Annotated in this window: 11 protein-coding genes; 1 reads left to right on the top strand and 10 read right to left on the bottom strand. The window is 60.5% G+C overall.

What is annotated here, in order from left to right; genetic code table 11:
• Positions 1–9: 9 nt before the first annotated feature.
• The 6 genes from pdhA to aspS all read right to left on the bottom strand — a co-directional run bounded on the left by pdhA (position 10) and on the right by aspS (position 8,069).
• Positions 10–1,029, bottom strand: a complete 1,020-nt coding sequence (gene pdhA, locus ABFY71_RS00305) for a pyruvate dehydrogenase (acetyl-transferring) E1 component subunit alpha (RefSeq protein WP_305579756.1) — start codon at positions 1,027–1,029, stop codon at positions 10–12.
• A gap of 115 nt (positions 1,030–1,144) precedes the next feature.
• A complete protein-coding gene (locus ABFY71_RS00310; RefSeq protein WP_347944190.1) occupies positions 1,145–1,546 on the bottom strand; it encodes an FtsB family cell division protein in 402 nt (133 codons plus the stop codon).
• A 225-nt stretch (positions 1,547–1,771) separates the two neighbouring features.
• Positions 1,772–2,062 (bottom strand): Dabb family protein, encoded by a 291-nt coding sequence (locus tag ABFY71_RS00315; protein WP_347944191.1) that lies wholly within the window; start codon positions 2,060–2,062, stop codon positions 1,772–1,774.
• Positions 2,059–4,350 (bottom strand): NADP-dependent malic enzyme, encoded by a 2,292-nt coding sequence (locus ABFY71_RS00320; RefSeq protein ID WP_371136186.1) that lies wholly within the window; start codon positions 4,348–4,350, stop codon positions 2,059–2,061. Before ABFY71_RS00320 ends, ABFY71_RS00315 begins: the two co-directional genes overlap by 4 nt.
• Before the next feature lie 128 nt (positions 4,351–4,478).
• Positions 4,479–6,089, bottom strand: coding sequence for an EAL domain-containing protein (locus tag ABFY71_RS00325; RefSeq protein WP_347944192.1), 1,611 nt, complete (start codon positions 6,087–6,089; stop codon positions 4,479–4,481).
• Positions 6,090–6,272: 183 nt separating this feature from the next.
• The gene (gene aspS, locus ABFY71_RS00330; RefSeq protein WP_347944193.1) at positions 6,273–8,069 is read right to left on the bottom strand and encodes an aspartate--tRNA ligase; all 1,797 of its coding nucleotides are present in this window, start codon (positions 8,067–8,069) and stop codon (positions 6,273–6,275) included.
• Between the two features lie 223 nt (positions 8,070–8,292).
• Between aspS and rnd the strand changes: the two genes are divergently transcribed.
• Positions 8,293–9,471, top strand: a complete 1,179-nt coding sequence (gene rnd / locus ABFY71_RS00335; protein WP_347944194.1) for a ribonuclease D — start codon at positions 8,293–8,295, stop codon at positions 9,469–9,471.
• Between the two features lie 5 nt (positions 9,472–9,476).
• Here rnd and ABFY71_RS00340 read toward each other — a convergent pair whose 3' ends face one another.
• From ABFY71_RS00340 to ABFY71_RS00355, 4 genes are read right to left on the bottom strand one after another with little or no spacing between them, the layout of a single operon-like run.
• Complete coding sequence (locus ABFY71_RS00340) at positions 9,477–11,012, bottom strand: Ppx/GppA phosphatase family protein (protein WP_347944195.1); 1,536 nt, start codon at positions 11,010–11,012, stop codon at positions 9,477–9,479.
• 2 nt (positions 11,013–11,014) lie between these two features.
• Complete coding sequence (locus ABFY71_RS00345; RefSeq protein WP_431021486.1) at positions 11,015–13,180, bottom strand: RNA degradosome polyphosphate kinase; 2,166 nt, start codon at positions 13,178–13,180, stop codon at positions 11,015–11,017.
• On the bottom strand, positions 13,173–13,919 hold the full coding sequence (locus ABFY71_RS00350) for a P-loop NTPase family protein (protein WP_347944197.1): 747 nt from the start codon (positions 13,917–13,919) through the stop codon (positions 13,173–13,175). The genes ABFY71_RS00345 and ABFY71_RS00350 overlap by 8 nt, the downstream gene beginning before the upstream one ends.
• Positions 13,897–15,015 carry an AI-2E family transporter gene (locus ABFY71_RS00355; RefSeq protein ID WP_305579747.1) on the bottom strand — a complete coding sequence of 373 codons (1,119 nt, stop codon included), beginning with the start codon at positions 15,013–15,015 and terminating at the stop codon, positions 13,897–13,899. The genes ABFY71_RS00350 and ABFY71_RS00355 overlap by 23 nt, the downstream gene beginning before the upstream one ends.
• Positions 15,016–15,030: the final 15 nt, after the last annotated feature.

The raw sequence follows: 15,030 nt of genomic DNA on the forward strand, positions 1-15,030 counted from the left end.
ATGAGCCCCTCAGGCGCTGATGGTGATGTCAGTCCACAGTTCTGCGGGATCTGGCTCGGCATCATTGGTGGCAAATTCAGCGGCCTGGGTCACAATCGCCCGAATTTCACTCTCGATAACCTTGAGCGATTCTTCAGTCTCGGCCCCCGACTCCAGCAGGCGCGCCTTCACCTGCTCAATGGGATCGCGCTCCTGGCGATATTTGGTGACTTCGTCCTTGCTGCGATACTTGGCCGGATCGGACATGGAGTGACCACGATAGCGATATGTTAGCATTTCGAGGATGTACGGACCCTTGCCGGAGCGCGCATACTCGATGGCACGCTGGGCGGCATCATACACCATGCGCACATCCATGCCGTCGACCTGCTCGCCCGGAATATCGAACGACGCGCCCCGCTTGGAGAAATCCGTCGTCGCCGAGGAACGCTCGGTCGAGGTGCCCATGGCGTATTTGTTGTTTTCGATGATGAACACGACCGGCAGCTTCCACAGCTTGGCCATGTTGAAACTCTCATAGACCTGGCCCTGATTGGCTGCGCCGTCGCCGAAATAGGCCAGCGCGACCGTGCCGTCGCCGCGATACTTGGCGGCAAAAGCCAACCCGTTGCCCAGCGACACCTGCGCGCCCACAATGCCGTTGCCGCCATAGAAGCGGTGCTCATTGGAGAACATGTGCATCGAGCCGCCCTTGCCGCCCGACAGCCCGCCCTGGCGGCCGGTCAGTTCGGCCATCACGCCCTTGGGGTCGAGCCCCATGACCAGCATGTGACCATGGTCACGATAGCCGGTGATCTGCGCGTCCTTGCCCTTCTCAGAGGCCATGGTCACGCCAGTCACGACAGCTTCCTGACCAATATAGAGGTGACAGAACCCCCCGATCAGGCCCATGCCGTACATCTGGCCGGCCTTTTCTTCGAACCGCCGGATCAGCAGCATCTCGCGATAGGCTTCGAGCTCCTGCTCTGGCGTGAGTTGAGGAACATTGGTTTGCGTCTTGGCTTTGGAAGCCACAGCCTTACGCGCCATTGAGAACGCTCCGCATCGGAATGAATTTGTCGCTTCGGCCAGTTTGGCCACAGATGCGCACCATAACGCAAGCAAACCACACAACGCAACGCTCAATCAGCGCAAACCACGCCTATTAAAGCGTTGTATCTGCTTCGATAATTGCGTTTAACTCATCCGTGGTTAAGTTTTGGAATTTACCGGATATAGGTTCACCGGTGTTCCGGTCGACCATGATGATGATGTCGTCCGCATTAGCCATATTGAGCAGCGCCCGGGCCCGCTCAGTAACGATATCAGGGTCGAGCCGACGCGGGTCCATCAGTGTGGCCCGATGCCGATAGTCATCGATTTCTGCCTGCAACGCTGACGACTGGGCCCTGAGTTGATCGATATCGAGCAGGATTTCAGTCCGGTTCTCGATGCCGAACTGACCGCCAATAGCCGAGAATCCCAGATAACCCTGAAAACCAAGCAGGGCAACTGTGAGCGCCAGGGGGCGCCAGATGGCAGGGCGTTTGAGGCGGGTTGTGGGCATAGGGCGAACCAGAGCTGAACGCCGTCACTATGCCTCGCAAGGACTTAACGCCGCGTTGCAATCTCCAGCCTGGATGCAGGGCGCCAGCTATCTGTCGGCCCGTTAGGCGGGCACGAATTCGATTGTCCGCTCCCGCTAAGGCAGCAACACTCCGACGCCCCCGGACCGTGCCAGCGCGGCCCGATTGGCCGCACAAGCTCGGGCAAGGCCCCATGTCTGCGGCCTCTATAGCGGCTGGTAGTCGATCTCCATGAAGCGTTCGACTTCCGGCTGCCAGCGATCGCGCACGAAGGCCACATGGTCTGGATGCTCATTGTAGCTGGCATAGGCAGTTGCGTCGGCAAAGCGCATGGCAAAACCAAAGGCGAAATCGGTTTTTGGGCTGACCTGCCGAAGCTGTTCAAAATCCTCGACGCCCGGAATACCGGCCAGCACTTTGGCATCGCGCAGAAACGCCCCCTCCTCTGCCGATCCGGCGGGGTGCCTGAGCGTGAATACCACCGTATGCCGGATCATGTGTCGGCCCCCGTCGCTTCGGTAGCGGCAATAGCTGCCATATTGACAATGCCGCGGCTGGTGGTCGACGGCGCCAGAATGTGGGCCGGCGATTTTGGCCCCATCAGGATTGGACCAACCGAGAGAGCATTGGTCATCTCCTTGAGCAGGGTCATCGACAGATTGGCGGCATCCAGATTGGGAAACAGCAGCAGATTGGCTTCCCCGTGCAGCACGGAGTCAGGCACATAGCGCTCGCGCAACTCCTGGCTCAGCGCCAGATCGCCCTGCATTTCGCCTTCAACGATCATCTCGGGCGCGATCACTTTGAGCTTGTCGTACACTTCGCGCATCTTGTAGGCGCTCTCGCCATCGCGCGAGCCGAAGTTGGAGTAGCTCAGCAGCGCCACCTTGGCCTCAATGTTGAAGCGCTTGAGGTGATTGCGCGCCTGCAGCGCGATGCCCACGATTTCGTCGGGCGACGGATCGATGTTGACATAGGTGTCGGCCAGGAAGAATGCGCCACGCGGCATCAGCAGCAGTGACAGCGCCGAAACATCGGCAACGCCCTCCTGCAACCCGATGACCGAACGGATATCGCGCACATGGCGGATGAAGCGCCCCTGCAAGCCGCAGATCAGGGCATCGGCCTCACCTCGCCGCACCGCCAGCGCCCCGATTACCGTCGGGTTGGTCCGCACCACCTGCCGCGCCGTGTCGGGCGTGACGCCATCACGCCCCACCAGTGAATGGAACAAATTGACATAGTCACGATAGCGCGGATCGTCCTCGGGGTTGATCACCTCAAAATCCCGGCCCGGCTTCAGGCTCAGGCCGAAGCGCTCGATTCGTGCCTCAATCACCGAGGGGCGTCCAATCAGGATCGCCCGGGCAATGCGTTCTTCGATCAGCACCTGGGTGGCGCGCAGCACCCGTTCGTCCTCGCCGTCGGCAAAGGCGATCCGCTTGTTCTGTCCCTGCGAACGGTCGATGATGGGCTTCATCACCAATCCCGAGCGGAACACGAAGCGGTTCAGTCCGTCCAGATAGGCCGGCCAGTCCGTGATGGGGCTCTTGGCGACCCCGGACTCCATGGCGGCCCGCGCCACAGCAGGTGCAATGCGCAGGATCAGCCGCTGGTCAAACGGATTGGGGATGATGTGGTCCGGACCAAACACCGCTGGTGCGCCCGACGGCGACACCTCCAAACCCGGTTCATGCGCCAGCTTGGCAATCGCCCGCACCGCTGCCAGTTTCATCTCCTCGTTGATCGTCGTCGCCGCGACATCAAGTGCCCCGCGGAAAATGAACGGGAAACACAGGACATTGTTGACCTGATTGGGAAAATCGGACCGCCCCGTACACACCATGGCGTCTGGCCGCGTCGCCTTGGCCAGATCGGGCAGAATCTCGGGATAGGGGTTGGCCAGCGCTAGAATCAGGGGCTTGGGCGCCATCTTGGAAAGCATTTCCGGCGTCAGAGCGCCGGCCGCTGACAGGCCCAGAAAGACATCAGCGCCCTCGATCACTTCCGCCAGGCTGGTGGCCTCGCTGGTACGGCGAAACTGGCCGCGCCATTTGTCATTGATGTCATTGCGCTTATGGGTAACCAGGCCGTCCTTGTCGGCCACCCAGATATTCTCGTGTTTAGCGCCCAGTGCCAGCAGCACATTCAGGCACGCGATGGCCGCAGCCCCTGCCCCGGAGGCGCAGATCTTGACCTCGTCGATCTTCTTGCCCTTGAGCTCAAGGCCATTGAGCACAGCGGCGCCGACAATGATCGCCGTACCATGCTGGTCATCGTGAAATACCGGGATCGGCATCCGTTCGCGCAGCGTCTCCTCGATCTCAAAGCAATCAGGGGCGCGGATGTCTTCCAGATTGATGCCGCCAAATGTCGGCCAAAGCGGCGCCACGGCTTCGATGAATTTTTTGGGATCGAGTTCGTCGATTTCCAGATCGAACACGTCAATGCCGGCGAACTTCTTGAACAGAACCGCCTTGCCTTCCATGACCGGCTTTGACGCCAGCGCGCCGATATTGCCCAGGCCGAGGACAGCGGTGCCATTGGAGATCACTCCCACCAGATTTTGGCGCGAGGTGTATCTCGCCACCGTATCGGGATCGGCCGCAATCTCCTCGCATGGCGCCGCAACGCCAGGGGAATAGGCCAGCGCCAGATCGCGCTGATTACCCAATGGCTTGGTCGCCTGAATCTCGAGTTTGCCGGGCTTGGGAAACTCATGGAAATGCAGCGCAGCGTCGCGCAGGGCCTTCCGCTGTTCATCGACGTCAGTAGACACAGACACCTCGAGCTCCTTTTCCGCATTCGCTCAGAACTAGCCAATGCAACCGATATGTGACCGCGTTGGTGCCACTAATTGTCCACGATGAAAAGGGAATAAGTCCACAAGCGGCAGCATCTACTGGCAAAGCGCTACGCCGCGCTGGCGACAATGGCATCAGCCAATTGGATCCGCACCGGACCGGGCTTATTGGCGTGCAGCGCCAGGGCAAGCTCTTTGAAGGCGCTGTTCTTGAGGGCTGGCGCAAAGATGAACCCCTGGGCCTGCAGCACGCCTCGCGCGCGCAGATACAAGGCCTGGGCCTCGGTCTCCACGCCCTCGGCGACGATTTCGCAATCCAGATCCTTGGCCATGGCGATCAATCCATCGAGCACCGGCACCTGCGTCGTCCCAGGCTTGATCATATCGACAAAGATCCGGTCGATCTTGATGATGTCGATACCCAACGTCCCCAGATAGGCCAGGTTCGAATGCCCGGTGCCCATGTCGTCCATGGCCAGGCGGCAGCCCAACGCGTGCAATCCCGCAATCACGCTATTGGCCACCAGCGAATTGGCCAGCGGATGCCGCTCGGTGATTTCAAATACCAGTTGTCGGTAATTGACTGATGTATCGCCAAAAATCGCCTGCACATCTTCGACAATGCTGTCGTCGCGAAAGTGTCCCTCAAACAAATTGATGGCGACTTTCATATCCGGCATCAGCATGCACAGATCGGCCAGATCGTACTTGACCTGCTGCATCAGCGACAGCGTCATCGGAATGGCCAGACCGGTGACCTCGGCATAGTCGATGAAGGCCCCCGGAAACACGATCTCGCCGTTCTTCTTTTCCCACCGGCACAGTACCTCGCAGCCGACCAGCTCACCGGTGCGCAAATTGATTACCGGCTGGTAATACGGCTTGATTTCGCCACGGGCGATACCACGCTCGAGGTCGAACGCCGGCACCCGCGAAGTCCGCACATACTGCAGTGCCATGATCAGAAAGGCCGCACTCATCAGGCATGCCAAAACCGTAAAGCTGACGTCCAAATCGGCATAGCCGGCGCGCGCCATGGCGAACGGCATGGCGTATTCGACCTTCAGCGGCAGTTCACCTGCAAAGCCCTGGGCATAAACGAAGTCGGTCGATGTGCCGCGCCGGTCAAAACCCGATGCATCGCCAATCGTCATGATCGCGCTGCCATCGGTCAGTGACACCCGCAACATACCGCCGGCATTGATGCCCTCGGCCAGCGTCTCCTTGGTCTGTCCCAGCAAGGGGAGGAAGGCCGAGACCCGACGCAAATCACCAAAGCCCTGGGTGATCTTGAGCGCCGGCATATCCATATCACCCAGCTGCACAATGGTAATGGTTTCAGTGCGGCCAGGAACCGGCAGCGCCCGGGACAGCGGGGAATAGCTAACTGTGCGCCCAAACGCATCGCAATACTGCACACCGTCAGCGTTCTCGACCAGAACCTGCTTGATATTGAGACTGGTTTCGATCGCCACCTGCACATTGGCGACAAAGGTAGGCGTGCACAGCGACGGACTTTCGGCCAGAATTCGCCGCAGCGCAGCGATAGCATCATCGGAAGCTATGGCGATCTGCGAAGTAATCGTTCTAACATATTGCTGAGAAGAATCTTTTTCCCGAACCTGGACGTATGCGTCCAACAGATAATCCACGGCCAGAATGGGCACGAACGCCAATACGGCGCCCGCCAACATCAGGATATGGGAGTATCGGGTCTTCACTTGGCGAATCCGAAACGACGAAAATACCACCCATCGGTAGCAACCCAGCCTTTAACGGATCATTAACGCTAATTAATTTCCGGCAACCTTTGCAGGGGTCCTGTCCAAATCCAGAAAAGGCGGTCCCCGTCTCCGGGAACCGCCCTCAATGTTGGACGCGCCAACTCTATTTGGGCGTCATGCTTATTTTTTCTCTTGCACGTTGAGCCGGATGCTCAGCTCCCGCAATTGCGACGGCGACGCCTGGCTCGGCGCCCCCATCAGCAGGTCTTCGGCCTGCTGATTCATCGGGAATGCCGTGATCTCGCGCAGATTCTGCACGCCGCACAGCAGCATCACCACCCGGTCCACCCCGAATGCTGCCCCGCCATGCGGTGGCGCGCCATACTGGAAGGCCCGATACAGGCCGCCGAACTGCTCCTCGACCTCGGCGCGACTCTTGCCGGTCAGCTCGAACGCCTTGACCATGGTGTCCGGCAATTGGTTACGGATCGAACCGGAGGCGATCTCGTAGCCATTGCAGACCGCATCATACTGATAGGCCTTGATGGTCAGCGGGTCCTGGTGGTTCAGCGCGTCGATCCCGCCCTGCGGCATCGAGAACGGGTTGTGCGCAAAGTCGACCCGCTTGTTTTCCTCATCCCACTCGTAGAACGGGAAATCAACGATCCAGCACAGCGCGAACTGCTCGGTGTCGATCACGCCCAGGTCGGTACCCACCTTGGTGCGGGCATCGCCAGCGAACTTGTAGAACTTGTCCGGGCGCCCCGCGACGAAGAACACGGCATCACCGTCGTCCAGGCCCAACTGCGCCTTCAGCGCTGCCGTCCGCTCTTCGCCGATATTCTTGGCAATCGGGCCCGAGCCCTGCCCGTCCTTGAAGAAGATGTAGCCCAGGCCGGGCTGGCCCTCGCCTTGCGCCCAGCCATTCATGCGGTCACAGAACGCCCGGCCGATTGGCTCGGCGCCGGGCTTGTTCTTGGCCGGAATCGCCCAGACTTCCACCTTGGGATCCGCCTCGATCTGCCCGGCAAAGACCTTGAAGCCCGAACCGGCAAAATGCTCGGTCACGGCCAGCATCTCGATCGGGTTACGCAGGTCGGGCTTGTCGGAGCCATATTTGCGGATTGCCGTATCATAGGGAATACGCGGCCAGTCCTTGGTCACGCGCTTGCCCTCGGCAAACTCTTCGAAGATGCCGGTCATGATCGGTGTCATCGTGTCCCAGACGTCTTCCTGGGTGACAAAACTCATTTCCATGTCGAGCTGGTAGAATTCGCCCGGCAGGCGATCAGCACGCGGGTCCTCATCGCGGAAACATGGCGCAATCTGGAAATAACGGTCAAAGCCGGCGACCATCAGCAATTGCTTGTACTGCTGGGGTGCCTGCGGCAAGGCAAAGAACTTGCCGGGATGAATGCGGCTGGGCACCAGAAAGTCACGCGCACCTTCCGGCGAGGAGGCGGTCAGGATGGGGGTCGAATACTCACCAAAGCCGGCCTCACCCATGCGGTTGCGCATCGAGCTGATAACCTTGGTGCGCTTGACGATGTTGGCGTGCAGCTTTTCCCGGCGCAGGTCGACGAAGCGATAGGTCAGGCGCACATCCTCGGGATATTCCTGATCGCCGAACACCGGCAGCGGCAATTCCTTGGCAGCCGAGAGCACTTCGATCTCGCGGATGAACACTTCAATGGTGCCTGTGGGCAGATTGGGGTTCACCGCGGCGGCGTCGCGCAACTTGACCTCGCCGTCAATGCGGATGACCCATTCCGAACGCACCTGTTCGGCGGCGGCAAAGGCCGGCGAATCGGGGTCAACCACGGCCTGAGTCAGCCCGTAATGGTCGCGCAGGTCGATAAACAGCAGTCCGCCATGGTCGCGGATACGGTGGGCCCATCCGCTCAACCGGACGGTTTTACCCGCGTCCGCAGCTGTCAGGGCCCCGCAAGTGTGCGAGCGGTAACGATGTGACGTCATGTGATAAAGCCTGCAAAAAAGACCGGAATCTTGGGCGGAAAAGCGCATGAGAGCCCCCGATTGTCAAGTTGATCGGGAGTTGGGCGGCCTGATCGGCACCGCCGCGCGCCAAGCCCTGCGTGCCGCACGGCAAATCCGGTCACGCCGCGCGGCAAATCCGGTATGGAGTGCACCTGCCGCACCTGCTACTAACAATATTGACTAATTTAAGACGGACGCTCGCATGGACCTCATAGTTTCCACAGATGTGCTCGCAGCCTTTTGCGAGCGCGCTGCCAAGTTTGATTTCGTGACGGTCGATACCGAGTTCCTGAGGGAAACCACCTACTGGCCCAAACTCTGCCTGGTTCAGGTCGCCACCGATGACGAGGCGGTGTTGATTGACCCGTTGGCTGTCGGTTTCGATCTGGACCCGTTCTACGCCCTGTTGGCCAACCAGGACATCACCAAAGTCTTCCACGCTGCCCGGCAGGATATTGAAATCTTTGTCAAAGCCACCGGCAGTGTTCCCGCCAATATTTTTGACACGCAAGTGGCCGCCAGTGTTTGTGGCTTTGGCGACAGTGTGTCCTACGACAACCTGGTGCGCTCCATTACCGGTGTAGAACTCGACAAGTCGAGCCGCTTTACCGATTGGTCAGTTCGCCCGCTGTCGGAGAAGCAGCGCCTCTACGCCGCCGCCGACGTCACCCATCTACGCGACATCTATCGCGAACTGCGCAAGCAGGTTGCCGCGACCAAGCGGGGCGGCTGGGTTGAGGACGAGATGAGCGTCCTGCGCAGCGTCGACACCTATGTGGTCCAGCCCGAGCAGGCCTGGGAACGCCTGAAGATGAAGATCAACCGCCCGCGTGACCTTGCCGCCCTCAAACGGCTGGCGGCCTGGCGCGAGCAGCGCGCGCAGGCTACCGACCAGCCGCGCAGCCGCGTGCTCAAGGATGACGTATTGTTCGAACTGGCCATGCAAAGGCCGCTGACTTCTGAAGCCTTTGAGCAGCTTCGCGCCGTGCCGCGCGGCTTTGGCCGCAGTTCTGTCGCCGCCGATATCGTCGCCCTGCTCAAGGACGTCGAGGCCATTCCCAAGGCGGACCTGCCGATCTTGCCCGAACGCTACCGCGGTCCATCGCCCAAGGGTGCCGTCGGCGATCTGGTCCGCGTGTTGCTCAAATCGGTCGCCGAACAGCACGGCGTTGCCGCGCGCATTATCGCCACGTCAGACGAGATCGACGCCCTGGTGCTTGATGATGAGGCTGATGTCCCCGCGCTCAGGGGCTGGCGCCGCAAGTTGTTTGGCGAGAAGGCCCTGGCCATAAAACATGGCCGCATCGGGCTGGTGGCCACGCGCAAGGGCATCGTCGAATTCGAGATCAAGCCAGAAGACGCGACGGCAGCGGCCGAATAATCGGGCTACTGCACCCGCACCTGGGCGGTTTTGAAGCCGGCGACACTGGCAAAGGTCGCGAACCGGTTTTGCAGGTGCTCGCCATCCAGAAACGCCAGGTCATTCGGCAAAATCAGCAACAGACGGGCATCATCGACGACGCAACGAATGCGCGGCAAAATCCCCGGCATTGCGGCGGTAATCGGATAGGCCACGCGGAACAGGCTACCAATCAGGCGCGCGCGCTCGGTCAGTGCCGCATTGCCGAGCGCCACCAGCGATGACGCAGTCTTGCTCTTGAGTCCGTCATAGCGAATGGCAATGACCTGCGCCAGAAATGCCCGCCCGGGATGGTCCATGCCGCTCAGCGAGCCATAGGCCACCGCGTCAATGCTCTGGGAACCGCGATAATCGGGGTGCGCCCGCCAACCAATATCAGCCAATAGGCACGCGACCGTCCGCAAGCGCGCCTCTTCGGACGTTTCCTGCACGCCGGTCACAGCCAGCAACTGAGCGGAGAAGGCGATCAGATCGTTGGCATGGGCGGGCGAGCGCGACCGCAGCACCGAGAGCTCCTCGGCACCTTGAATCAGCGGGTCGATCGCCTGCTCCTGCGCATCCAGCTTGCCGTAGAGATAGCCTTCACGCACGCCCAGGGCCGAGAACACCACATCCTTGAACTGGCCGGCCTTGAGCACTTCGGCCAGTACGGCGGCGCCAAGCGGCACCAGTTCGCGCCGTGACGAGCTGACCCGATCGGCCCCGCCATAAGCCTTACGTGAACTCGCCCCGATGATTTCATCGCAAAAGGCAATCATCTCATCAGCCGGCACCACGTAATGCTGCACCATGTGCAGCGGATATTTCCGCATGACCTGATGCAGCTTGGCCAATGCGCGCCAGGTCCCGCCAATGGCAGCGAACGATTCTCCTGCGCTTGACTGGCCCAACTCGGCACCCTGCAGCCGCTCGCGGATAATGGCACTGACCTCGCTGGGCGAGCCATTGCTGTCATCCTGCAGTCGAATGACGCCGAGCTCGAACGATTTTCCGTCTGTGTCGCGGCCGTCGACAATGCGGGAGGTCTCGAGGCTTCCCCCACCCAGATCGCCCACTATGCCACTGAAGCCAGGCATGCCGGCAACCGCACCAAGCGCAGCGTAATGCGCCTCCCGCGCACCGCTCAGCACCTGAACCTTGCAGTCCATCAGCGCTTCAACAGCGCCAACGAACGCCTCGCGATTGGCCGCGTCACGCACCGCCGAGGTCGCCAGGATGAAAGTCTTGCCCACCCGCATCAATCGGCACACCAGCGCAAAGCGCTTGATCGCCTTGAGCGCTTTGGCCATGTTGGCCTCGGCGAGGCGACCGGTCTTGCCCACGCCGCGCCCGAGGGCGCAGGCCGACTTCTCGTTGTAAAGCGGCGTCAGGGCACGAGCATGCCGCTCATAGACCACCAGACGAACGGAGTTCGAACCGATATCGAGCACGGCTACGGGCTCGGCGCCCTTGATGCGGCCTTGTGCGGTCGGGTCGGCGTCAACACCCCAGAACTTGTTCACACCTAGTCCTCGTCTGGCTCGACCATGCCGGCACTGCCGCGTCCCGACAGCGAGGGATTGGTCATGAAGTAGTCATGGGCATTGAACGGCTCTTCACCGTCACCCACGCGCACGCGGTGCGAACTGCCATCGGGCAGCACTTCCCAGCTCTGCTGGTTGTCACGCAGATAGGCAACCAGAATCCTGTCGAGGATCTGCTTATGGACGGTGTTGTTGAGAATGGGCACCATGACCTCGACCCGCCCGTCAAGGTTGCGCCCCATCAGATCAGCCGAGGAAATATACACCTTGGCCCGCGGGTTGGGCATCGCCTCGCCATTGCCGAAGCAATAGATGCGGCTGTGCTCCAGGAACCTGCCGACAATCGATTTAACCCGGATATTATCGGAGAACCCGGGAATTCCGGGCCGCAGACAGCAGATGCCGCGCACGATCAGATCAACTTTGACCCCAGCCTGGCTGGCGTCATACAGCGAATCGATGATCAGCGGATCCACCAGCGAGTTCATTTTCAGCAGAATGCCGGCCGGCTGGCCATTGCGAGCCAGTTCGATCTCGTGATCGATATCGTCCAGCAGGCGCTGGCGTAGATTGACCGGCGAAACCGCGATGGTTTCCAGCTCGGTGGGGCGCGCATAACCGGTGATGAAATTGAACACCCGCGCCACGTCGCGGGTAATCGCCGGATCGATGGTGAAATAGCTCAGATCGGTATAAATCTTGGCGGTAATCGGGTGATAATTGCCGGTGCCGATATGGCAATAACTCACCAGCTTGCCCTTTTCGCGCCGCACCACCTGGCTCAGCTTGGCGTGCGTCTTGAGCTCGATGAAACCGAATACGACCTGCGCCCCGGCCCGCTCCAGATCGCGCGCCCAGCGGATATTGGCCTCTTCGTCGAAGCGGGCCTTGAGTTCCACCAGACAGGTCACCGACTTGCCCGCTTCGGCCGCCAGCACCAGCGCCTTGATGATCGGGCTGTCCGCCGAGGTGCGATACAGCGTCTGCTTGATCGCCACCACGTCGGGGTCGCGCGCCGCCTGCATCAGGAACTGCGCCACCACGTCAAAGCTCTCGAACGGATGGTGCACCAGGATGTCTTTGGCGCGTATGGCGGCGAAGCTGTCGCCATTATAGTCACGGATCCGTTCAGGGAACCGGGCGTGATAGGGCGTGAACTTGAGGTCGGGACGATCGACATCGCAGACTTTGCTGGCATCGGCGAGGCCCAGAAACCCCTGTACCTCAAACACATCGGCGTCCTTGACGCCCATCTGTTCACCAATCTGGCGCTTGAGCGCGCGGGGCATCGATTGTTCGATTTCCAGCCGGATCACCTGGCCGCGTCGGCGCTGGCGCAGCGCGCTCTCAAACTCCACCACCAGGTCGGCCGCTTCGTCGTCGATTTCGATTTCGCTGTCACGAATGACGCGGAAGGCGCCCGAACCGACCACGAGGTGGCCGGGAAACATCTTGTGGAAGAACAGCTTGACCAGCGTATCGATGGTCACCACTTCGCTGCGTCCTTCCGACACCAGAGAGCTGGGCAGGTTGATGAAGCGATCCAGATTGCCCGGAATACGCACCAGCGCCGTCAATGGCTGGTCGCTATCCGGCCGCTTCAGCTCAAAGGCCAGTGCCAGACCAAGATTGGGGATGAACGGGAATGGATGCGCCGGATCGACCGCAATCGGCGTCAGCACCGGAAAAATCTCTTCACGGAACAGCTTTTGCAGATAGCTCACCTGGTCAGGTGTCAAATCGTCCTGCTCGTGGATCACCACGTTCTGCGCGAACAATTCCTCGCGCAGTTCCTGCCAATGGTCCTGTTGCTCAAGCTGCAAATGCTGCGCCAGCGTGGCAATTTCCTCGAGCTGCTCGGCTGGCGTCAGGCCATCGGCGCTTTGCTTGGACAGCCCCGCCCGCAGCTGGCCTTTCAGGCCCGCCACACGCACCATGAAGAACTCATCGAGATTGTTCGCCGAGATCGACACGAACCGCAGCCGCTCCAGCAAGGGATGATGCACATTGCCCGCCTCTTCGAGCACGCGCATGTTAAATTGCAGCCAGCTGACCTCGCGGTTGACGAACCGGGCCGGGCTGGTGCGCAGCGCTTCAGAGTCGGGGATCGAACTGTCGTTCTCAGAAAAATCGCTCATCTCATTCATCGGCTTGTCTATCCCAGTCCTGTTCATCGCCCGATGCGCCGCGCTGGATGCGGCGGCGATCGAGTGCTTCGGCAGCAATCGCACGGGTAACGGCGCTGCCCTTGGCCAGCGCCAGCCTATCCATCAAATCGGCAAGAAGCACGGCTTCTTCGCTGGAGCGCTCCATGCGCGCCACCAGATAAAAGATGATCTTGGGATCAACCGTGACCTGGCGGTCCCGGAACAGTTTCACCAGCATCTGTGACAATTGGATGTCGTCGGTCAGTTCGAGCGTAAACGCCGTGGCCCGCCGGACCCGCGAGCGCACATCATCGGTGCTCAGCGACCAATTCGCAATCTCGTCACGCGCCGTCATCAGGATCGGCCTTTGCTCGCGCAGCGACTGGTTCAGCAGATGGAACAACCCCACTTCATCATAGCCGAGCTGGTCAACATCCTCGACGATGAGCGGGCCGCGCCCCCCCTGGGTGGCCAGCGCCTCCAGCTCATTAACCCCGGCAAATCGGGCGCTGCTGCGATCGGCAAAGATGCGTGCCAGATGCGATTTGCCCGATTTGGCGGGGCCCACCAGCAGTGTTACCGGCTCGGACCATTGCGGAAACGCCATGATCCGGCCATGCGCCAGCGCATTGCCATCACCCACCAGAAAATCGGCCTCGCCCTGGGCTGGAACGTGTTCGAGTTCAAGCGCGAGCTGTCGTGTGGTGTTGGCGTCCTCAGGGAGCACGGGCGACGTCATCGGTTTCACCATGCCGCCCCGTCAGCAGCGCATTGCCATTTAACCCCAGATACAGGCTGCTCGACTTGTACTTGGCTACCCCATAGCGCACCAGCACACCGACAATCGCCGCCAATGGCACGGCCAGCAGCAGCCCCACAAAGCCGAACAGCGCGCCAAATGCCAACAGCGCGAACATCAGCCAGACCGGATTGATATTGATGCTGGAGCCAACCAGCTTCGGATACAAAATGTTGCCCTCGACAAACTGCCAGCCCATGAAGATCGCGGCGACGGCCACGACCATCCAGTAATTGGGCCAGAACTGTACCAGCGCAATACCGATCGACAGCGCGAACCCCACGGCAAAACCCATGAAAGGCACAAAGCTCAGCAGGCCGCTGATCAATCCGACAGCCAAGCCGAAATTGAGCCCCAGCAGGCTCAGCGCCGTTGCATAATAGGCGGCGTCAATGAGCAGCACACCGCCCTGCCCGCGGATAACGCCTGCCATCGATTTATCGATGTCGTCCAGAATGCGGTTGATTTCCGGCTTGTGCTCGCGTGGCAACAGGCCTTGCAGGCCGCGCACCATGCCTTCCCAGTCCAGCAGCAGATAAAACGCCACCACCGGGGTCAGCAACGTCACCCCGATCACCGCCGCCCCGGTATAGCCGATATTGACCAGTTCGGCCGGCAATGTGGCGATAAAACCGAGCGCCTGCCCCGCCAGATCGTTGATCGAGGTCTGGAACTGCGCTGCCCGCTCGGGCCCGAGCCATTCATTGACGGATGGCGACCACTCGGTGATCAGTTCCTGCAAATCCGACACATAGCGCGGCAGGCGCTGCAGCAGCCCGATGATCTGCTGGCCCACCATGGGCAGGAACACCAGGAACATGCCGACAAAAATGGTGATGACGCTGAACAGCACCACCGCAGTGGCCCAACCCCGATTGAAGTGCCAACGCTGCAAGGTGTTGACCAAAGGGTTCAGCAGATAGGCCAGCGCCGCGCCGACGACGAACGGCAACAGAATGCCGCGGAACAGCCAGAGCAACAACACCAGCACCACAAGAAACGCGATCCAGATCAGCACTTGATTTCTGAGGGTCATGGTGTCGTGCAGCCC

It is taken from the genome of Devosia alba (assembly GCF_039938915.1).
Lineage (GTDB): Bacteria > Pseudomonadota > Alphaproteobacteria > Rhizobiales > Devosiaceae > Devosia > Devosia alba.

Excerpts from the sequence above, each read along its gene's own strand:
- ABFY71_RS00345 (WP_431021486.1), bottom strand. The coding sequence starts at position 13,180 with ATGAATGAGATGAGCGATTTTTCTGAGAACGACAGTTCGATCCCCGAC.
- pdhA (WP_305579756.1), bottom strand. The coding sequence starts at position 1,029 with ATGGCGCGTAAGGCTGTGGCTTCCAAAGCCAAGACGCAAACCAATGTT.
- rnd (WP_347944194.1), top strand. The coding sequence starts at position 8,293 with ATGGACCTCATAGTTTCCACAGATGTGCTCGCAGCCTTTTGCGAGCGC.
- aspS (WP_347944193.1), bottom strand. The coding sequence starts at position 8,069 with ATGACGTCACATCGTTACCGCTCGCACACTTGCGGGGCCCTGACAGCT.
- ABFY71_RS00350 (WP_347944197.1), bottom strand. The coding sequence starts at position 13,919 with ATGACGTCGCCCGTGCTCCCTGAGGACGCCAACACCACACGACAGCTC.
- ABFY71_RS00355 (WP_305579747.1), bottom strand. The coding sequence starts at position 15,015 with ATGACCCTCAGAAATCAAGTGCTGATCTGGATCGCGTTTCTTGTGGTG.
- ABFY71_RS00315 (WP_347944191.1), bottom strand. The coding sequence starts at position 2,062 with ATGATCCGGCATACGGTGGTATTCACGCTCAGGCACCCCGCCGGATCG.
- ABFY71_RS00310 (WP_347944190.1), bottom strand. The coding sequence starts at position 1,546 with ATGCCCACAACCCGCCTCAAACGCCCTGCCATCTGGCGCCCCCTGGCG.